Below are 20113 nucleotides of genomic sequence, written 5' to 3'. Positions count from 1 at the left end.
GGTCGAATGGACCCACCCGAGCTGTTCCAGCAGGACCTCCGGCGGACCGTCGTGCTGGGGGCCTGCCTGCGGCACTGGGGCATGCCGCGCGACCGGCAGCGCTTCTCCCGGCAGACCGACGTCGTCGAGGTCTACTTCTTCCCGGCCTCCGCGGAGTCTCCCGTCGCGCGCTTCGCCACCGTCCGTGGACGAGGCCATGGGTGAGGACGAGGAGTTCGGCAGCCGCCACCTCGGTCCTCAGCACATCGAGCTGTGCTGGCTCGTGCCGCTGCATGAGGCGGAGTACGCGTTCATCCAGAAGGAAGGATTCGACGCCTTCAGCGAGCTCCTGGAGGCCAGCGACGTGAGCCCCGCGGACGTCCATCGCTCTTCGCTCGTCTGAGCTCAAGCGGGCTGTCCGGGCACGCGCCAGCCGTCCGCGCGCCAGGGAGCGCGCACGCGGGCCCCACGCACCACGGGCCCAGGGCAGCACTTCATCCGGGATGGCGCAGTGGGGGTGGCCGGCGGGCGCCGCTTGTTGACCCTGTTCCTGTCGCTGGCGGTAGTGGACCTCTTCTACCTGGAGCCATTGCTCGACCTTGATGCCCGCCAGGGGAGGAGCCCATCCCGTCGGCGCGGTCTTGGCGGGTCGGGGTCGTCCTGGCGGGACCCGGCGGGGGACAGCGCGCCGAGCGCCCGAACGGAGCCGACGCAGCGACCCTGCGTGGGGGCGGTGAATGTGCGACGCGTGCTCCCGCCGCACGTTTGCCTCGAGCCCATCCGGAGTCGGGCGTCGCCGCCAGACCCGTCTCCGTGGACGCCCTGGCGACCCGCCAGCCTCGCGACGAGGCGGCACCGTGAGCGCTCATGCGCATCCCCGTCCCCACCCGCCGCCTGCCCTGTCCCCTGAAAGAGGCCACGGGGCTCGCATCCGACGAAGTGCTGGCGCGGCGCGGGCAGTATGGGCGCAATGACGTGGTGGTGAGGCCCCGCCGCTCCACCCTGGCGAGCCTCCGCGAGGCGGCGGGCGACCCGATGCTCTGGTTCCTCGTGGGGATGAGCACGCTCTACCTCGTGCTGGGCAAGGTGTCGGAGGGGCTGGTGCTGCTGGGAGCCATTGCTCCACTGCTCGGCATGGATGCCTTCCTTCACCATCGCACGCGCGTCTCCACCGAGGGCCTGCAGAGCCGGTTGGCGGCGCGGGCCGTCGTGCTCCGGGATGGGCGCGAGGCGGAGGTCCCCGCCGCGGAGGTGGTGGTGGGGGACCTGGCCCGCGTGGACGCCGGTGCCTACTTCCCCGCCGATGGCCTGGTCGTGCGGGGCGAGGCACTCCAGGCCGAGGAGTCCTCGCTGACGGGCGAGTCCCTGCCGGTGGGCAAGCGGCCCCTGGGCCAGCTGCCGCCCGGAGAGGCGCCACCCGTGGAGGGGCGATACTGGGGCCTCGCCGGGACGCGCCTGCTGACGGGGACGGCCTGGGTGCGCGTCGTCTACACGGGCGCCGACACGCTCTATGGGAGCATCGTGCGCTCCGCCGAGCGGGGCGCGCGAGCCCGTACACCGCTCCAGCAGGCCGTGGCGCAGCTGGTCTCCGTCCTGGTGATGGTGGCCGCCGGGCTGTGTGGCGTCCTCGCCTTCGTCCGCTGGCGCCAGGGCTTCGGATGGGCGGATGCGCTCTTGAGCGCCGCCACGCTCGGCGTGGCCGCGCTCCCCGAGGAGTTCCCCCTGGCGCTCACCTTCTTCCTGGGCGCGGGCGTCTACCGGCTCGCGCGCAGGCAGGCCCTGGTGCGGCGCGCCGTCTCCGTGGAGAACATCGGCCGGGTCACGTGCATCTGCTCCGACAAGACGGGCACGCTGACGGAGGGTCGGCTGGGCGTGGCCAGGGTGCTCCCCTCGTCGGACGTCACCCGGGAGGAGCTGCTGCGCGTCGCGGCGCTGGCGTCGCGCGAGGAAGGGCAGGACCCGCTCGACACCGCGCTGCTCGAAGAGGCCGCGCGGGCCTCGGTCCCCGTGCGCGGAGGGCGGGTCCGGGCCACGTTCCCCTTCACGGAGGAGCGCCAGCGGGAGACCGCGGTGGTGGAGGAGGGCGCTGGGCTGCTCGCCGCCGTGAAGGGCGCCCCCGAGCAGGTGATGGCCCGCGCTGCGCTCGCGCCCGACGACCGGGCGGAGTGGGCCCAGCGCGTCTCGGCGCTCGCGCGCGAGGGGCGCAAGGTCATCGCGTGCGCGAGTCAGCCGCTGGACCCCGCCTCGTGGCGTGGGGGCGAGCCCGACCAGGGCTTCCACTTCCTGGGGGTCATCGCCTGCGAGGACCCGATTCGCGTCGGGGTCAGGGAGGCGGTGCGCGAGTGCAGGGAGGCGGGGCTGCGCACCGTGATGGTGACAGGGGACCATCCGGAGACGGCGTTGACGGTGGCGCGGGAGCTGGGGCTCGGCGGCGCACGGCCCGTGGTCATGACGGGCGAGGTGCTGGAGGCGCGCCTTCAGGACGCGGGCGCGCCCCCGGCGGTGGACGTGGTGGCCCGGGCGCTGCCGGCCCAGAAGCACGCGCTGGTGCGGGCGCTGCAAGAGCACGGCGAGGTGGTGGCGGCGACGGGGGACGGGGTGAACGACATCCCCGCGCTCCAGGCCGCCGACGTGGGCATCTGCATGGGGGAGCGCGGGACGCGCGGCGCGCGCGAGGCCTCGTCCATCGTGTTGCTCGACGACGACTTCGGCACGCTGGTGCGCGCCATCGCGGAGGGCCGACAGCTCTTCGACAACCTCCAGCGCTGCTTCCAGTACCTGCTGCTCGTCCACATCCCGCTCGTGTTCACGGCCGCGCTGCTCCCGCTGGCGGGCTATCCGCTGCTGTACCTGCCCATCCACATCGTGTGGTTGGAGCTCATCATCCACCCCACGGCGATGCTGGCCTTCCAGGAGGCGGCGCGGCCGGGCCGGCTGGGGCCCTCCCGGGGACGGAGCGCCACGCGCGTCTTCTCCTCGCGGGACTGGGTCACCCTCGTGGTGGCGGGCGGGTTGCTGACCGCGGGACTGGTCTGGGGCTACGACCGGAGCCTCGGCCCCACGCGCGACGTGGAGCACGGTCGCGCGGTGGCGCTGGCCTCGCTCACGCTCGCGAGCGCCTGCTTCGCGGCCGTGCTCACGGGGCTGCGCACCCGCACGGCCCGGTGGATCTGCGCTTTGTCCCTGGGCGTGTCCGTCCTGCTCATCCAGGTGCGGCCCTTCGCGGCGGTGCTGGGGCTGCACCCCTTGCATGTCGATGACTGGGCGCGCGTCGCGCTGGGGGTGCTGGTGGCGCTGGTGCCGCTGCTCATCGGACGTGGGCTGGGTCCTGTCTCCGGAAGAAGGGCCCCTTGGCCTGCTCCGCTGCGACGACATACAGCAGGGTGATGGTGGTCACCGCCACGAGCAGCAGGAGGGGAGGGCGCACGAAGCCGAGGACGCTCGCGTGGGGGATGAAGGGCACCAGGAAGGTGAGCGCGATGACGGCCCCCGTGGAGACGAGCAGCAGCCTCCCAGGGCGGCTGCGGTAGAAGGGACGGCGCGTGCGCACCACCAGCGCGACCGCCAGCTCCGTCAGCAGCGACTCGATGAACCAGCCGGTGCGGAACAGCTCGGGGCCGGCGTGGAACAGCTGCCGCAGCACCCCGAAGGTGAGGACGTCGAAGAGCGAGCTCAGCAGTCCGAAGGTCACCATGAACCGCCCGATGAGGCGCTTGTCCCAGCGCCGCGGCCGGTCCACCAGCTCGGGGTCCACGCTGTCGCCCGCCAGCCCCACCGCGGGGATGTCGGAGAGGAAGTTGTTCAGGAGGATCTGCCCCGGCAGCAGCGGCAGGAAGGGAAGGAACAGCGAGGCGGCCGCCATGCTGATCATGTTCCCCAGGTTCGCGCTCGTCGTGGTGAGCACGTACTTCATCGTGTTGGCGAACGTCCTGCGCCCCTCCTCGATGCCGTGTCGGACGACGTCCAGGTGTCGCCGGAGGAGGACGAAGTCCGCGGCCTCCCGGGCCACGTCCGCGGCCTGGTCCACGGAGAGGCTGGCATCGGCCGCGTGCATCGCCGGGGCGTCGTTCACCCCGTCTCCCAGGAAGCCCACCACATGGCCCTGCTTCTTCAGCGCCAGGATGATGCGCTCCTTCTGGGTCGGGTCCACCTCGACGAAGAGCTCCACGTGCTCGACCTGGTGCCACAGCGCCTCGTCCGTCAGGTGGTGGAGCCGGGCGCCCGTGAGCACCCGCTCGGCGCCGAGCCCCACCTGCCTCGCGACGTGCTCCGCGACCCTGCGGCTGTCTCCGGTGATGAGCTTGACGCGCACCCCCAACCCGGAGAGCTCCAGGAGGGCCTCCCGGGCGCCCGCCTTGGGCTGGTCGACGAAGGTCAAGAATCCCAGGAAGGTCAGCTCGTGCTCGTCTTCCCGCGTGTAGCGCTCCCGGGCCTGGATGGCGCGCGTCGCCAGGGCCAGCACGCGCACTCCCTGTTCTCCCCAGGCGTCGACCTGGTCCTGAAGCCTCGCCCGGAGCGGCGCGTCGAGCGGGGCTCCTCCGGCCGTCCGGGTGCAGGCCTCCACGACCTGGGGGAAGGCCCCCTTGGTGACGAGCAGGACCTCGCCACCCTGGCGGACGATGACGGACAGGCGCTTGCGGACGAAGTCGTAGGGAATCTCCCCCAGCTTCCGGGCGCCCTCGGCCGGGAGCGGTCGCGCCCGGAGGATGGCCTCGTCGAGCGGATTGGCCAGGCCCGCCTGGAGCCCGGCGTTGAGGGTCGCCAGGGTGAGGACGTGCTCGGATGGCTGGCCCGAGGTGTCGTGGGCCCCCAGGAGGCTGACGACCCCTTCGGTCAGGGTCCCCGTCTTGTCGGTGCACAGCACGTCCATGCTGCCCAGGTTCTCGATGGCGCCGAGCCTGCGGACCAGCACGCCTCGGTTGGCCATGGCCTGAGAGCCTGCGGAGAGGTTCACGCTGAGGATGGCCGGCAGCAGCTCCGGGCTCAGCCCCACCGCGAGGGCGAGGGCGAACAGGAGCGTCTCCAGGGGCGGCCGGTTCAGCAGCGTGTTGATGGCGACGACGGTGAGCACCATCACCATCATGGTGGTGAGCAGGACATGACCGAACTGCCTCAGGCCCCGGTCGAACTCCGTCTCGGGGGCCCGGAGCGCCAGGTGTCGGGTGATGCCTCCGAAAGACGTGTCCCGGCCGGTCGCGACGACGAGGCATCGGCCGGTGCCATTGCGCACATGCGTCCCCCGGAAGACGCAGTTGTCACGTCCGATGAGCGCCGCCTCGGGGGGCGCGCTCCCGGGGCGTTTCTCCACCGGGAAGCTCTCTCCGGTCAGCACCGCCTGGCTGACGAACAGGTCCGTCGCCTCGAGGAGGCGGGCGTCCGCGGGCACCACGCTGCCCGCCGACAGCAGCACGACATCCCCCGGGACGATGTCCGGCAGCGGCGCGGTGGTGGGTCGCCCGTCGCGCAGGACCTTCACCCCGGTCGTGACCTGCTCCCTCAGCCGCGCGATGGTGGCCTGGGCCTTGTACTCGCGTGAGTAGCCGAGCAGCACGCTGCCCGACAGGATGGCCAGGACGATGAGGGCATCGCTCCACGCGCCGGTGAACGCGGAGATGGCCGCCGCGATGACCAGGAGCAGGACCAGGGGGCTCTTGAGCTGGCCCCAGACGACGCCCAGGCGGGAGGGCGCATGCGTCTGCTCCACCGCGTTCGCGCGGTGAAGCTCCCGCCGACGCGCGGCCTCCTCACGGGAGAGCCCCTCGGGGGTCGTCCGCAGGGCCTCGAGCAGGGCCGGGAGGGACTGACTCCAATATCGCTCGACGGGGCTCGGACGGGAGGCCTCCCGTTGCCCGCGCAGCTCGCGCCTGGACAGCAGCAGCCCGGGGACCAGGGGGAGGTAGAAGCTGAACCCACGGAACAGCAGCGTCGCCGAGAGCGACGCCTCCATCGAGACGCCCATCAGGTGCAGCAGGCCGATGGACGCGGCCTCGAACGTCCCGAGGCCGCCGGGGACGACCCCGAGCGTGCGGGCCAGCGTGGACAGCATGAACGCCGTGAAGACCCCCGCCGCGGGAGCGTCCACCCCCACCGAGCGGAGCAGGGCCCACAGGGTCGCGGCGTCGAGCAGGTGGATGAGGAAGTTGTAGCCGGTGGCCTCGCCCAGCACCCGGGGGCTGTGCGTCAGTGACGGTGGTGCTTCGCTGAGCGCCTCGAGGAGGGTCCTGGCGCCGGGAATCCTCGCGATGCGCCGCGAGGACGGGACACCACCGCGCCCCCTTCGGGACAGTCGCAGGAGCAGGCCGATGAGCGCGCCGGTGAGGACGATGAGCACCCCCGTGGCGAGCCACACCAGCGCGCGCGCCTCGCCGACCCAGCCCTCCGTCCCGAGCGCGAGCAACAGTCCCAGGATGAGCGCGGCCTGGTTGGTCATCGTCTCGACCACCACACACGCCATCACGGCCCCTCGGCCGACCCCCCGCCGGGTCATCCCCTGGACGATGAGCACCGAGCCGCTGATGCCCGCGGAGGGGAGGGCCTGGTCGATGAAGAGCTTGGCGACGCTCATCGAATAGAGCGCGCCTCGCGGGACGCGGAAGGGCGTCCTCGCCAGCACGGCGCTCCACACCGCGGACTGGGACAGGTACGTCGCCGCCTGCAGCAGCGCGGCGAGCAGCAGCCAGGAGGGCGCCGCCCGACGCAGCATCAAGGCGAAGTCCCGCTCCTCCGTCCATCGCGTGGCGACCAGGACGACGGACGCCAGCAGCGCGAGTCCGAAGCCCCACCTGCGCCACTCCATCCGGGGCCGCGGCCCCGCCCCGCGCTCAGCCCGGGGGGGAGGCTCGCGGCGGTGTCTGTCCATGCTGCGATGAAGCATGCGCGGACACTCCCAGCCGCCCCACCGGGCGCCTCCGCGGAGGCGCCTCGGGCGCGGGCCGCGTCCCCCGCGGTGCGGGGCCGGCTCCTGGCGGGACGAGGCTCACGCCTTGCCCTTGGCCGGGCCACTGCCGATGGGGATGCGCCTGGACCTGCCCTCCGGGCGCTTGGGGATGTTCAGGGTGAGCACGCCCTCCTTCAGCTCCGCGTTGACGTTGTCCAGGTCCACGCCCTCCGGCACGGTGAAGGTCCGGGCGAAGCTGCCGTGGCTGCGCTCGTACGTGAAATAGCGCTCGCCCTCCTCGCGCTTCTCCTCTTCGCGCTTGCCGCTGATGGTGAGCCGCTGCCCGGTGACGGAAATCTCCACGTCCTCCTGCTGGATGCCCGGCAGGTCCGCCTTGAAGACGTAGGCGTCCTGCGTCTCCTTGACGTCGAAGTCGGGGGAGAGCGTCCAGTCCTCCCTGGCTCCCGGCACCAGCCCTCGCAGTGACTCCGTGGGGGCTGCCTGGAGCAACTCCCGCATCTGAGCGAAGGGGTCCCAGGATTGCTCGCTGCTCGCGAGCCTCTTCGCGCGTCGGACGGGAAGCATTGCCATGGTTCATGACCTCCTTGGGGCTGACCGGCGCGCGCCATGCGTGCCAGGCCTCTGGCTCCCTCTTGAAGGGTAAGGGGGGCCTCGGAGCGCGCAAGGTGTGCTGGGCCCCGGACGCGGAGGCCATCGCCGCCCTGCCCGTGTTGGGGCTTCCTCTCGGACCGCCACGACAGACCTGCCCCCGTGCCCGGCCTCGGCGAGCGTGCGGCCTGCCGCCGTGGACTCACGCGTGAGGTGGGTGTGGCTGGTCGGCCGACGCTTGCGTGGGGAGGGTGAAGCAGAAGGTGCTTCCCTGTCCGGGGCGGCTGTCCACCCAGAGCTTGCCGCCATGCGCGTCGACGAGCCCCTTCACGATGGCGAGCCCGAGTCCCGCGCCCTCCTTCCTCCCCGCCTGCGCCTGCCAGAAGGGCTCGAAGACATGCGAGAGGTGTTCCGGTGCAATCCCGGGCCCTGAGTCCCGGACGGAGAACCTCATCATGGCTCCCTCGGGGACGGCCTGGAGGTGGACGTGTCCGCCGGCGGGCGTGAACTTGATGGCGTTGCCGAGCAGGTTGGAGAGGATTTGGACCACCCGGGCATGGTCGGCGAGGAGCGCCGGGGCGTGCAGGGGGATGTCACTGGAGAGCTGGATGGATTTCTCCTCGGCGAGCGCGCGGTGCAGGTCGAGCGCTTCCTGGACGAGCAACGCGCCATCCACCCGCGCACGCTCGACGAGCAGGTGCCCGGACTCCATCCGGGCGACATCCAGCAGGTCCTGGATGAGCCGTTGGGCCCGCTCCACCGCCTTGCGGAGGGTCTCGAGCGTCTGGGTGGGAGGCCGCTGGCCGGGGGGCCTCCTGCCGAGGGACTCCGTGCACAGCGCGACGACGTTCAGGGGCGTGCGGAGGTCGTGGGCGACGACGCGCAGGACTTCGTCCCGCAAGCGGGTCGCCTGCTCGGACCGCTCGTGGAGGCGGGCGTTGTCGATGGCGAGCGCCGCGCGGTTGGCCAGGGCCTCCGCCAGCGCCAGGTCCTGCTCGCCGTAGCGGCGCCCGGACTCGGCCGTCCACAGCATGACCGCGCCCAGGGTCTGCTCCCGGGCCCGCAGCGGCACGATGAGTCCCGAGACGGACCCGAGGCCGCGCAGCAGGTCCAGCGGGCAGCCGTCCTCCCGCGGTGTCTCCGCTCCGGAGGACTCCGGCAGGACCACGGAGCGCCCCGTTCGGAGCACACCCGCGACGAGCTCCCCCTGGAGGGAGGGGAGGCACGGGTGGTGGGCGAGCAGCGCGTCCAGGCGCCTGGACTTCTCGGGGGAGACCGCCGCGGCTTGCACCGCCCGGACCTGCCCGTGCTCATCCACCAGGCCGACGATGCACCCGTCGGCCAGCGCGGGGACCGCGAGCCCCGTGACGGCGGCCATCGTCGTCCGGGAGTCCAGCGAGCCCGCCAGTCGTGGCCCCGCTTCCGCCAGGAAATGTTGGGCCCGCTCCAGCTCCTGGCGCTCGGAGATGTCCTGCACCTGCGCGATGAAGTGGAGCGGCTGCCCCCGGGAGTCACGGACCAACGAGGCGGTGAGCAGGATGCTCACGGTGTGCCCCTGCTTGTGCAGGTAGCGCTTCTCCAGTTGATAGGTGTGGACCTCCCCCCGCAGCAGTCGCTGTCTGTTCTGGAGCGTCACCTCCAGGTCCCCGGGCCAGGTGATGTCCCGGAAGGTCCGGGCGAGGAGCTCCTCCGGCGTGTAGCCAACGATGTCGCACATGGCGGAGTTCACGCTCAGGAACCGGTCATCCAGCCCGACCAGGGCCATGCCGGTCGGCGCGTTCGCGAACGCCGTGCGGAAGCGCTCCTCGCTGGTCCGGAGCACCTCCTCCGCCTGTCTGCGGGTCGAGATGTCGCGAAGGATGACGGTGAGCACGAGCGTGCCCTCCTGCTCCACCTTGGAGATGCTGGCCTCCGCGGGGAACTCCTCGCCATTGCTGCGCCGGCCGATGATGGTGCTCCGCTCGCCCATCTGTCGGGAGAGCCGGGAGCCCGCCGCGAATCGCTGGACGTGGTGCTGGTGGGCCCCTCGGTAGCGCTCCGGGAGCAGGAGGTCCAGGGGCTGACCCACCGCGTCCCGTGCGGAGTACCCGAAGATGTGCTCCGCCCCCTCGTTGAAGAGGGTGATTCGCTGCCGCGTGTCGACGGAGATGATGGCGTCGACCGTGGTGGCGATGAGCCCGGACAGGCGCGCCTCCGCCAGCCGGAGCGACTTCTCCAGCGCGGCTCGGGAGCGCCTCGCCTGGCGCAGCCGCGGCAGGCGCAGGCGGGCCCAGAAGGAGGGCGCTCGTGGCGCTGTCCGTCGCATGCGACGCATCACCGCGCTCGCGCGGCCTCGAGCAACAGCCGTCGCTCCGCCGCCGCGATGACCTCGCGTGTGGCCCAGGCCGCCGCGGGGTCCACGGAGATGGACGTGATTCCCGCGCGCACCAGGTGCTCGGCGAACTCGGGGCGGTTGGAGGGGGCCTGACCGCAGAGGGAGCAGGTGATGCCGGCTTCACGGCTGGCCCGGATGATGCGGACGATGGCGTCCAGCACCGCCGCGTCCGCTTCATCGAACAGCTCCGCGCACGACTCGGAGTCCCGGTCGACCCCGAGCATCAGCTGCGTGAGGTCGTTGGAGCCGATGGACACGCCGCTGATGCCCAGCCGCGCGTACTCGGGGATGCGGTAGACGACCGAGGGCACCTCCGCCATCACCCAGCGCTCCAGCCCGCGGTGGCGGCCCAGGGGGCTTGCGTCCAGGGCATCGAGGCAGGCGGCCAGCTCCCACGTGGTGCGCACGAAGGGAATCATCACGTGCAGGTTGGGGGTCTGCTCCCGCACGCGGGCGACCGCCTCCAGCTCGAGCCTGAACACCTCCGGCTCGCGGATGTATCGGTAGCAGCCACGAAAGCCCATCATGGGGTTGGACTCGGCGGGCTCGAACTCGGCGCCGCCCTCCAGGCCCCGGAACTCGTTCGTCCGGAAGTCCGTGGTGCGGTACACCACCGGCCGTCTCCCGAAGGCGCGGGTGACCTGGAGCAGCGCGTCGGACATCCGCTCGACGAACTCGCGGCCGCGCCCCTCGGCGATGAGCTTGCGTGGGTGGACCCCGCCCAGCGCCTCGGTGAGCATGAACTCGGCGCGCAGCAGCCCCACGCCGTCCACGGGGAGCGCCGCCGCGTCGCGGGCCTGCTGGGGGAGGGCCAGATTGACGTAGAGGCGCGTGGCGAGCACTTCGGGCGTGGCGGTTCCAGCGGAGGCCAGGCCGCTCGGCCTCCACGGCTCGGACGAGACGACCCCGAGGGCTTGCTGCTCCACCCGGCCTTCCAGGACCGTGCCCGCGGAGCCATCCACCGTCACCTCCTCGCCGTCCTGGAGCCGCCGGGTCGCCGTGCGCGTGCCCACCACGCAGGGCTTGCGCAGCTCCCGGCTGACGATGGCGGCATGGCAGGTCATCCCGCCGCTGTCGGTCACTACCGCGGCCGCGCGCCGGAGCGTCGGCACCCAGTCCGGAGAGGTCATCGGCGCCACCAGGACCTCGCCTGTCTGGAGCCGCCGGCCCTCCTCGGGGCTTCGCAGCACGCGCACGCGCCCCGTCGCGACCCCTGGAGAGGCGCCCAGCCCGGACACCCGGGGGCTTTTGGGCCGCGCGTCCTTGCGCTCCTCCTTCGTCGCCCCGCCCAGCGTCGTCACCGGGCGCGACTGGACGAGATACAGCCTGCCACCGGCCTCCGCCCATTCGATGTCCTGCGGCGCGCCATAGTGGCGCTCCACGCGCAGGCCCAGGCGCGCCAGCTCCAACACCTCCACGTCCTGGAGCACGCGCTGGTGGGCCTGCTCGGGGGAGAGCGCTTCGCGCCGCTCCTGGCCCACGCCATCGCGCACCCGCTGGAAGGACTTCTCCCCGACGCGCACCTCCAGCAGACGCGGCCCCTGCTTGGCCACCACGTACGTGTCCGGCTCCACCTGGCCGCTCACCACCACCTCGCCCAGGCCGTAGGCGGCCTCGATGATGACGCGGTGGAGGTCCCCGGTGGCCGGGTCCGCGGTGAACATGACCCCCGCGCGAGTCGAGTCCACCATGCGCTGCACGACGACGGCGATGGCCGGCTCCTCGGTGAGGCCCTGGGCCTTCCGGTAGGCCACCACGCGCTGTCCATAGGCCGAGGCCCAGCACGCGCGCAGCTTGTCGAGCAGCGCCTCGTCACCCACGACGTTGGTGTACGTCTCGTGCATGCCCGCGAAGGACGTGGCGCCGGTGTCCTCGGAGGTCGCCGAGGAGCGGACGGCCACGGCCCCCTGCTCGCCCAACTGGTGATAGGCGCCGAGCAGGGCGGAGCGCAGGCGCTCGGGCACGGGGACCTGGCGCACCGTGGCTCGCAGCGCCTCGGTGACCTCCGCCAGGGACTGCGGGTCCTCCGGGTCGACGCGCTGCCAGAGCTCGCGGAGCCGGGGGCGCACGGGCGCCATGGCCTCCTGGAAGGCGGCGGCGGTGACCACGAACCCCGGCGGTACGGGGAGGCTGGCGTGGGTCAGCTCCCCGAGATTGGCGCCCTTGCCTCCCGCCACGCTGACGTCCTCTCGCGACAGCGAGTCGAACCAGCGGATGAGGTCTGAGGTGGCGCCGGGCGCGTCGGGCCGGACGGGCTGCTGGCTCTCATGGGAAGGGTCCATGCTTCCATCTCCTGTGTCAGCGCGCGTCCAGTCGTTCGATGAGGCGCGCGAGGTCCGTGAGGTGACGAGGGGCGGTGAAGCGGGCGCGGACCGTCTCACGGGCACGGCGCCCCAGCGCGGCGGCCCGCGCCGGGTCCTCCAGGAGCGAGCGCACCGCGCCCGCGAACTCCTCCGGGTCCCCGGCGTTCCGCACGAGCAGGCCGTTCTCCCCATGGACGACCTGGTCCTGGAGTCCGCCCACCGCGCTCGCCACCACGGCGCGCTGCTTCCACATGGCCTCGGTGAGGGTGAGCCCGAAGCCTTCCTGGAGGCTCTTCTGCGTCACCACGCTCGCGTGGCGTTGCAGCGCGTTGACGATGGCGGCGTTCTCCTCGCTGTCGGCCATGGGCAGGCACGCCAGATGGACATGCTGGCGGACGAAGCGCGATTGCTGTCGCCACAGCGCGTGGACGTCCTCGAGGGTCGCCGCCGCGTCGGGGTCATCGGCCACGGACGTGACGGCGGGCCCCGCGAGCACCAGCTCCGCGTGCACGTGGGGCGCCTTGCGCAGCATCCTCGCGAACCCGAGCAGCACGCCCGCCGGGTCCTTCAGCGGGTCCCACCGGGACACCTGCACCACGAGGGGAACTTCGGCGGTGGGCCCCGCGCCCAGCCGGATGACGTCCACGCCCCGCGACACGCGCCCCGTCACGCCGTCGGCGCGCGTGAAGACGGGCGCCGCCGTGTCCGGCGTCTCGCGCAGCAGACCGGTGGTCGCGAGGATGGCGCGCGCGACCTCGGGCGCCATGGGCTGGTTCTTCACCGCGAAGATGTCGATGGAGGGCTGGATGACGAGCGCCCGGCCCGCGCACTGGGGGGGCGCATACGCGGCCCGGCTGAAGACCGTGAGCCGGGCGGCGGCCAGGCCCGGCGCGAGGAACTCCCACGCCCGCTCCACCTCCGCGTTCGGCGTGTCCCGGCCGATATGGCAGCGCCAGGCCACGTGGGCGCCCGCGGAGGACAGGGCGGGGCCGAGCCCCACGGTCTGCGGGTCGTGCAGCAGGACCACGTCCCCGGGCTTCACCAGGACGAGGATCTCCTCCGCGTTGTCGCGGAGGACCTCGTCGTAGCAGTCGTGCTCGGACGTCCCCAGCCCGGAGCCGTCACCGGGGGAGCCATGCAGTGCATGGTGCAGCCGCTTGGTGATGTGGAAGAACTCCGGGGTGCCGGTGAGCACGAGCCAGCGCGCGTCCACGCCCGTGCCGCGCGCGTAGGCGATGAGGCGTGGGAGCATCTCCGCCACGCCGCCGCCCCTCGCCGTGGAGCTGATGTTCCAGAACGTGCGACCGGCCATTCGGGCCTGCGTCTGCTGTGCGAGCGTCCGCAGTGCGTTCCATCCCTGCTCGTCCAGCTCGTGCTCGAAGCGGGTGAGGGGTTCCGCCGGGACGTGCACCTCGAAGGGCTTGAGCATGGGGGCTCCGGTTCAGGCGGAGGGGGGCGTCACTCACGGGTGGATGACGACCTTGATGACGCCGTCGCGGCGCTGGCCGAAGAGCTCGTACGCGTCCCGGATGTCCTTCAGCGCGAAGTGGTGGGTGAGCAGGGGCGTCAGGTCGACCCGTCCCGACTGGACGACGGCCATCAGCCGGCGCATGCGCTCCTTGCCACCCGGGCACAGGGTGGTGACGACGCGGTGGTCCCCCAACCCCGCGGCGAACGCGTCGTAGGGCAGCTGCAGCTTGCCCGAATAGACCCCCAGGCTGGAGAGGGTGCCGCCCGGACGCAGCGAGCGCAGGGCCGTCTCGAACGTCTCCTGGGCGCCCAGGGCCTCGATGGCCACGTCCGCGCCGCTCCCCGTCAGCCGCTTGACCTCCGCCACGACGTCCTGGCTTCGAGGGTCCAGCACCACGTCCACGCCCATCCGCCGGGCGAAGGCCCGCCGGGACTCGTCCCCGTCGACCCCGATGACCCGCGCGGCGCCCATCAACCGGGCGCCCAGGGAGGCACACAGTCCGATGGGGCCCTGGGCGAGGACGACCACGGTGTCGCCGATGCGCACGCCGCCCGACTCGGCGCCGCTGAATCCCGTGGAGGCGATGTCCGCCAGCAAGAGCACCTGTTCGTCCGAGAGCCCCGCGGGCACCGGCGCCAGGTTGGCCTGCGCGGAGGGAATCCGGACGTACTCGGCCTGGGCCCCATCCAGGGTGTTGCCCAGCCTCCAGCCGCCCATCGCCTCGTATCCCGTCCCATGTCCGCACTGGGACAGGTGTCCGGACAGGCAGGCGTTGCATTGCCCGCACGGCGTGATGGCGCCGACGAGGACGCGCTCGCCCGGTTGGAAGCCATGCACTCCGGAGCCCAGCTCCTCGATGACCCCCACCATTTCGTGGCCGAGCGTGAGGCCCGGCTTCACGGCGTACTCGCCTCGGACGATGTGCAGGTCCGTGCCGCAGATGGTCGTCGACGTCACGCGGACCACGGCTTCGCCCGCTCCAGCCCGGGGTTGCTCGACTTCCTCGAGACCGAAGTCCCCAACGCCTCGAAAGACGGTTGCTCGCATGATTCCCCCCCGGCGGGATGTGCCTCGGGTCCACCTCACGACAAACCTCAGGCGCATGCCATCGACGTGCAACGGCGACGCCCGCCTCGGGCCGTGGCCCGAGGCGAGCGTCAACCTGGCGGGGTGCCCTCAGGCCGCGATGCGTGAGCGCCCGCGCCGACGCGTCAGCCATAGCACCACGCCGCAGAGGGCCAGCGCCCCGGGGCCGGGGCTGGCGGCGCAGCCCCCCTGTACCTGCGGTGAGTCCTCGGGCGGGAGCACCTCACCGAGGGCCTCGGCGTCGGGCGTGGGCTCGGCGGCCGCCCCGCTCCTGACGACGTGGTTCCTCACGACATAGGTGTCATTGCCCGTCGTGCCATTGAGCGTCACCTTCCCCAGGTCATTCGTCGAAGGGGCGTTCGAGCGGAAGGCGTAGTTGTTCGCGATCTGGATTTCGGCGCCGCCCGGCGGGCGCACCCAGACGCTGTAACGTCTGGCGTCGAGGTCCGTCACCATCCGCACGTGGTACGTCGCGTTGGCGGTGTAGGGGACGGTGGTGAGCGCGGCGTAGCGGTCTCCGTCGCGCGCGTCGAAGCGGCCGTCCGTGCTCATCCGGATGAGCATGGCGGAGCTGGAGAACGACGTGATGGTGGTGGAGGTGTCGGCGTAGCCGATGACGCCATCCATGGGGCTGAGGGCCGGCGTCACGTCGAACTCGGTCGTCACCGTGCCGGTGTTGCTCGTCCCCAGCCCATGCACGGCCGCCGAGAAATCGACCCGCGAGGGCCAGGCCATCGAAGAGGCACCTGACACCGTGTGACGGGTCACCGTGTACGCGTCGTTCGCGGTGGTGCTGTTGAGCACCACCTTGCCGAGGTCATCCGTGGCGGGCGCGTCCGAGCGGAAGGCGTAGTTGCTGGCGAGCTGGACTTCGGCGCCGCCCGGCGGACGTACCCAGACGCTGTAGCGCCTGGTGTCGAGGTTCGTCACCATGCGTACGTGGTACGTGGTGTCGAACGCGTAGGGCACCGGGGTGAGCGCGGCGTAGCCCCCTCCATTGCGCACGTCGAAGCGGCCGTCCGTGTTCATCCGGATGCCCATGGCCATGCTGGAGAAGCCCGTGACGGTGGTGGACGTGTCGGCGTAGCCGATGACGCCATCGATGGGGTAGCGCCGTGGCGTCACGTCGAACTCCACCGTGACGACGCCGGTGTTCTGGGTCCCCAGGTCATGGACCCCCGCCGGGAAGCTGGTGCGCGCGCCCCAGCCCGCCAGCAGGCGGTCCTGTTGCTTGAAGCGCTGGAGGGCCTCGACGAAATAGTAGTCCCCGTAGATGAGGCCCACGTCAATCTCCTTGCCCGCGGGCAGGTTTCCCACGGCGTGCTGGAGGACGCTGGCCTTGCTCGTCCCGCTGGCGAGGTAGGGCGCGGCGCTGAGCGCATCGAGCATGCGGAGGGCCGCGTCCCGATAGCGCTGCCGGGTGGCCGTGTCCGTGACGTAGTTGCTCAATTCCAACAGGGCCGAGGCGGCGACGGCGGCCGCGGAGGTGTCCTTGTACTGCTGGCTCGCCGGAGCATTGAAGTCCCAGATGGGAACCATGTCCGCGGGCAGGTGGCTCAGGTACCAGTCGGTGGTCTTCTGGGCCGCGGCCAGCATGCGCGTGTCGCGCGTGTAGCGGTACACCATGGTGTAGCCATACATGAGCCAGGTCTGCCCTCGGGCCCAGGTGGAGGAGTTCGAGGCGCCCTGGAACGTGCCGCGCAGGCGCATGGCGCCCGTGTTCGGGTCGAAGTCCGCCATGTGGAAGGAGCTGCCGTCCGAGCGGACGAGCACGCTGAGCGTCTTGAGCGCGTGGTTGACGGCCATGTCCCGCCAGGCGGCCTGCCCCCCGTGCGCGGCGCCCCAGAGGAGCAGCTCGAGGTCCATCATCGTGTCCACGAAGATGGGCGCCAGCCACACGGGCCGGTTCCAATCGCAACACACGATGACGCCCAGCCTGGCGTTGTAGCGCTTGGCCAGTGACGCGGCGCCCGTGAGCAGCACCTGCCGCTGGGTCTCGTCGCCCGTGAGGCGGTACGCGTTGCCGAAGCTGGTGATGAGCTTGAAGCCCGTGTCGTGTGTCGTCGAGTTGGTCTGCTGGACCTTCAGCGGCGCCGTCCGGGCGGCCGCCAGGGATTTGAAGGTGGCGATGCCCGAGTCCTCGAAGAGATACCAGAGCTCGCCGGGGAAGAATCCCTGGGTCCATTCAATGGGCGCGGCGGCATCGAAGGTGGTCCACCCACCGTTCGTGGTGGCCTGGGGATAGCGGCCCGCGGGTACCAGCGCGTCCGTCCTGGTCGCCTGCTGCTGGGCGAATTGCAGGGCACGATTCGCTGTCGCCTCGTCCATGGCAGGGCTGCTGCTCGCGAAGAGCAGGCAACCGAGCCCCCAGAGAAACGTCCATGTTCTCGCACGAAGATTCATTTCCACCCCTCCTCTCGAGCATGGAGGGTGATTTCGATGGGAGGGGTGGACACCTGGTCCAGCAGTGGCATTGCGTATCGGGTGGAGTACGCAATGTGGCTCACGCGGGCCCTGCTGACTGATGGCGCTCGGCTACTTCCTCCTCTTCACGCTCGTGCGCTACGGGCTCTTCGCCACCCGGAAGGAGAAGGGCTGAGCGGCGAATGTTCCGACGCTGTGCCTGTCCAAGGGGCCGCGAGGTTGGGAGGTCGCGGGGTATTCGCACCATCGCGTTGTGAGCACGGGGGCGCCCGTCAGAAGTTGGGGTTCACGGGCGCCTGTCCCTCGTTCCACAGGTGGATGCTGAGGGCGCCGCTGGGATGATTGCGCCACGCCCACGGGTCGAAGCCGCTGGGCGCGGCCCACCCATAGATTTCGATGTTGCTCGTCATGGGTGGGTGGTCCGTGCTCGGAATCGAGTAGTCCCGACGGTACTCCGACGCGGTGTTCGTCAGGCGCGCCACGGCCAGGTGCAGGTGGGGGCCGGACGAGCACCCCGTGGTGCCCGCGTAGCCGAGCACCTGGCCCTTCTTGACGACCTGCCCGTCCGTGACGACGTAGGACTTGAAGTGGGCGTAGTAGCTCACGAACCGCTCCAGGTACTCCCCCGAGCCGACGTCGTGCTGGACGTAGACCTCCTTCTGGATGGGAGAGGCGCAGGGGACCTCCCGGTCCCTGGCGAGGAGGACCGTGCCGTTGGCCACGGCGAGGATGGGCGTGCCGGTCACCATCCCCCAGTCATGGCCATCGTGGTTGTTGACGAAGTTGGCATTCGACTGGTCCCGCCCCAGGTGGTCCACGATGTGCGCGCTCGCCGAGCCCGTCTGGCCGAAGTCGGCGACGTCCAGGGGGACGTCCTGCGCGAAGTCGAAGCCCGTCGCGTGGAACACGCGCGTCAGCAACGAGAAGGGCGCATCGAAGATGGGCAGCGCGTCGGGCGCCGCGGTGAACATGCAGCCCTGGCGCTGGTGGTTCGTGGCGTCTGCATGGGCGGACTGGAGCGGGGAGGCGCCCAGGCCGCTCCACAGCCCCACCGTTCCGTCCGCGCACCGTGAGATGACGTTGTTGCGTCCCTGGGCGGAGTAGAGACCGGCCCGGACGACGCTGCCGCCCGCGGACTGTGCTCGAAGCTGCTCGCAGGGGGCCGAGTCCGTGGTGGGCTCCCAGGCGAAGGCCCAGCCCTGCTCCGGCCAGCGCATGCTGCAGTAGTGCCCCATCCCAGCCGGGACGGCCAGCACCGGGCTCACCTCCTCCTGGGGTGGCTCCGGGAGCGGCCTGGGGTCTCCCACGCAGGCCTGGAGGGCCAGCGCGAGGAACACTGTCGGGAGGCGAAGCGTCGATGGAGGGGGGCGCATGGTGCCGACATCATGGTCGGCACCCAGGCTCATCCGCGTGGATTGCTTGACGGATGAGGAGGAGCGCCGCGTTGACAAAGTACGATTTGAATCGTACTTTGGTTTCAACCTCCAGGGGATGATTCGAGGTGGGGCTCCACACCGCGAGGGCTGTCCGGCGCATCCGGGTGGCTTCGCGAGTGGGGGGCGACTGCCGTTGTGTGCCCCGAGGCTGTTTCAATCACAGTCGTTCTCCATTGGAGATGTCCATGAAGAGCCTCACGTTCGAGTGCGCGGCGCTTGTCGCGACGCTGTTCCTTGCTTCGAGTCCCGTCTGGGCCGCCGCGCCTGGACAAGCCTCCGGGTCGCCTCTCGCGGAGTCATCCCTGTCCTGCGCGGACCTGCCGGGAGCCCTCTCGGTGGCGGCGCAGGAGGCGGGAGTCCCCATCCATGCCGGGCGGATTTCGACGGCGACCTCGGACCTGTATGTCGCTTCGGCGGGGGCTGTCGTCGGGCTCGAGAACATCTCCGCCCTGCAATACGCCCAGGGCGTGGACGTGGCCTTCGTCTACCTGGATTCGCCCTCCTCGAACATCCCGGTGGGCTACTACCGACTGAGGGCCACGGCGAAGGCGGGTGACATCCAGGTGGGCACGTACTCGGGGAGCGTCGGGTTCTTCGACCTGGCGGGGCAGGAGGTCGCTCGGGTCGTCGCCACGTTCGAGACCACCTCGGTGACGACGTCCGAGGGCGGGCCTGTCCCTCCGGCGCGGGTCCTCATTGGAGGCAAGCCCCCCGGCGCCGCCACGCTGGAGGACCTCCTTCGTGGGATGGTGTTCCGCATCTGGCTGCCGAGCGGCGTCATCTACATCCCCGCCATCGTCCTGTAGGCCTCCGGTCGCGCCGGCGCGGAGCGAACCCATGCCGCGCGCGAAGGCCTTCCCGACAGCCGCCGCCCCGAGCGCTCCAGTCGCTTTGACAGGAACGAGTCGAAGCCGATGGCGTTCGACACCGCGCCGCTGAACAGCACGGAGCCCGTCAGCGGCGGATTGTCCGCGAGCGCCCCTCCGCTGGACGCCAGCGCGGCGGCGGTGAAGAGCCCGACGGGTGAGGACGCGCGAGGAGGCCTGGCCGTATCGCGCTGGCGAAGATACATGGCCAGGGGCGTCGCGAGGTGACCGTCTTCAGCAGACAGGTCCGGGCGCTCACAGTGACTGGACACCGCGCACCGGGGGCGTCACACCTTGTTCCATCGTTCCCGGCGGCAGTGGACGACTGTCATGGGCACGCTCCTCTGGTGGAGCCTTCCTCTTCCGGCATGGGGCCTGGAGCCCGAGGTGCCCACGCGCCTCGCCCTGCGCGCCGAGCCCCTGAACGCGGCGGAGCTGCTGCGCCTGCAGGACCAGCTCGGCTCGGTGGAGCCGAACAAGCTCGCGGACCTGGTCGCGGTAGAGGGCGACCCGCTGAAGGACATCCACGCGCTGAGGCAGGTGCGCTTCGTGATGAAGGACGGACAGGTGGTCCTGGACGCCGGAGCTCCACGCAGACGGGGGGATGCCGCGACCCGGTGAGGCCCCGCCGATATCTGATTTCAAACAGACATGGGAGGGATGCGAAACGTCCATCCGTGAGTTCTCG

General features: G+C 71.3%; 14 protein-coding genes. 5 read left to right on the top strand and 9 right to left on the bottom strand.

What is annotated here, in order from left to right; translation table 11 throughout:
- The first annotated feature begins 6 nt into the window (after positions 1-6).
- The 3 genes from VZQ01_RS10730 (at position 7) to VZQ01_RS10720 (ending at position 3366) form a co-directional block, all read left to right on the top strand.
- On the top strand, positions 7-204 hold the full coding sequence (locus VZQ01_RS10730) for a hypothetical protein (protein ID WP_426747771.1): 198 nt from the start codon (positions 7-9) through the stop codon (positions 202-204).
- Positions 197-382: a suppressor of fused domain protein gene (locus tag VZQ01_RS10725; RefSeq protein WP_426747770.1), complete on the top strand. Its 186-nt coding sequence runs from the start codon at positions 197-199 to the stop codon at positions 380-382. The genes VZQ01_RS10730 and VZQ01_RS10725 overlap by 8 nt, the downstream gene beginning before the upstream one ends.
- A gap of 464 nt (positions 383-846) precedes the next feature.
- Positions 847-3366, top strand: a complete 2520-nt coding sequence (locus VZQ01_RS10720; RefSeq protein ID WP_426747769.1) for a cation-translocating P-type ATPase — start codon at positions 847-849, stop codon at positions 3364-3366.
- Here the strand turns inward: VZQ01_RS10720 and mgtA are convergent.
- From mgtA to VZQ01_RS10680, 8 genes are all read right to left on the bottom strand, one after another.
- Positions 3287-6775, bottom strand: coding sequence for a magnesium-translocating P-type ATPase (gene mgtA / locus VZQ01_RS10715; protein WP_408891475.1), 3489 nt, complete (start codon positions 6773-6775; stop codon positions 3287-3289). The genes VZQ01_RS10720 and mgtA overlap by 80 nt on opposite strands.
- Before the next feature lie 180 nt (positions 6776-6955).
- Entirely contained in the window at positions 6956-7447 is a 492-nt protein-coding gene (locus VZQ01_RS10710) for an Hsp20/alpha crystallin family protein (RefSeq protein ID WP_141324781.1), read from the bottom strand.
- A 220-nt stretch (positions 7448-7667) separates the two neighbouring features.
- Positions 7668-9770: a PAS domain-containing sensor histidine kinase gene (locus VZQ01_RS10705; protein ID WP_426747768.1), complete on the bottom strand. Its 2103-nt coding sequence runs from the start codon at positions 9768-9770 to the stop codon at positions 7668-7670.
- 8 nt (positions 9771-9778) lie between these two features.
- Complete coding sequence (ppsA, locus tag VZQ01_RS10700; RefSeq protein WP_426747767.1) at positions 9779-12121, bottom strand: phosphoenolpyruvate synthase; 2343 nt, start codon at positions 12119-12121, stop codon at positions 9779-9781.
- Between the two features lie 16 nt (positions 12122-12137).
- Positions 12138-13571, bottom strand: coding sequence for a glycosyltransferase (locus VZQ01_RS10695; protein ID WP_426747766.1), 1434 nt, complete (start codon positions 13569-13571; stop codon positions 12138-12140).
- A 33-nt stretch (positions 13572-13604) separates the two neighbouring features.
- Positions 13605-14660 (bottom strand): zinc-binding dehydrogenase, encoded by a 1056-nt coding sequence (locus tag VZQ01_RS10690; protein ID WP_223747860.1) that lies wholly within the window; start codon positions 14658-14660, stop codon positions 13605-13607.
- A 129-nt stretch (positions 14661-14789) separates the two neighbouring features.
- Positions 14790-17027 carry a glycoside hydrolase family protein gene (locus VZQ01_RS10685; RefSeq protein WP_223747861.1) on the bottom strand — a complete coding sequence of 746 codons (2238 nt, stop codon included), beginning with the start codon at positions 17025-17027 and terminating at the stop codon, positions 14790-14792.
- A 368-nt stretch (positions 17028-17395) separates the two neighbouring features.
- Positions 17396-18496, bottom strand: a complete 1101-nt coding sequence (locus VZQ01_RS10680) for a M23 family metallopeptidase (protein ID WP_426747765.1) — start codon at positions 18494-18496, stop codon at positions 17396-17398.
- 248 nt (positions 18497-18744) lie between these two features.
- Between VZQ01_RS10680 and VZQ01_RS10675 the strand changes: the two genes are divergently transcribed.
- Entirely contained in the window at positions 18745-19365 is a 621-nt protein-coding gene (locus VZQ01_RS10675; RefSeq protein WP_426747764.1) for a hypothetical protein, read from the top strand.
- On the opposite strand, the gene VZQ01_RS10670 is transcribed toward VZQ01_RS10675, so the two are convergent.
- A complete protein-coding gene (locus VZQ01_RS10670; protein WP_223784512.1) occupies positions 19341-19631 on the bottom strand; it encodes a hypothetical protein in 291 nt (96 codons plus the stop codon). The two genes, VZQ01_RS10675 and VZQ01_RS10670, sit on opposite strands and share 25 nt — an antisense overlap.
- A gap of 124 nt (positions 19632-19755) precedes the next feature.
- Here VZQ01_RS10670 and VZQ01_RS10665 point away from each other — a divergent pair, with 124 nt between their 5' ends.
- The gene (locus VZQ01_RS10665; protein ID WP_408891469.1) at positions 19756-20046 is read left to right on the top strand and encodes an amidohydrolase family protein; all 291 of its coding nucleotides are present in this window, start codon (positions 19756-19758) and stop codon (positions 20044-20046) included.
- Positions 20047-20113 lie beyond the last annotated feature (67 nt).

Origin of the sequence: Myxococcus faecalis, assembly GCF_050039385.1 — a bacterium.
In the GTDB taxonomy this organism is placed as follows: Bacteria; Myxococcota; Myxococcia; order Myxococcales; family Myxococcaceae; genus Myxococcus; species Myxococcus fulvus.
Note: the sequence above shows the minus strand (reverse complement) of the source record. Positions and strands in the feature narration are given on the sequence as shown.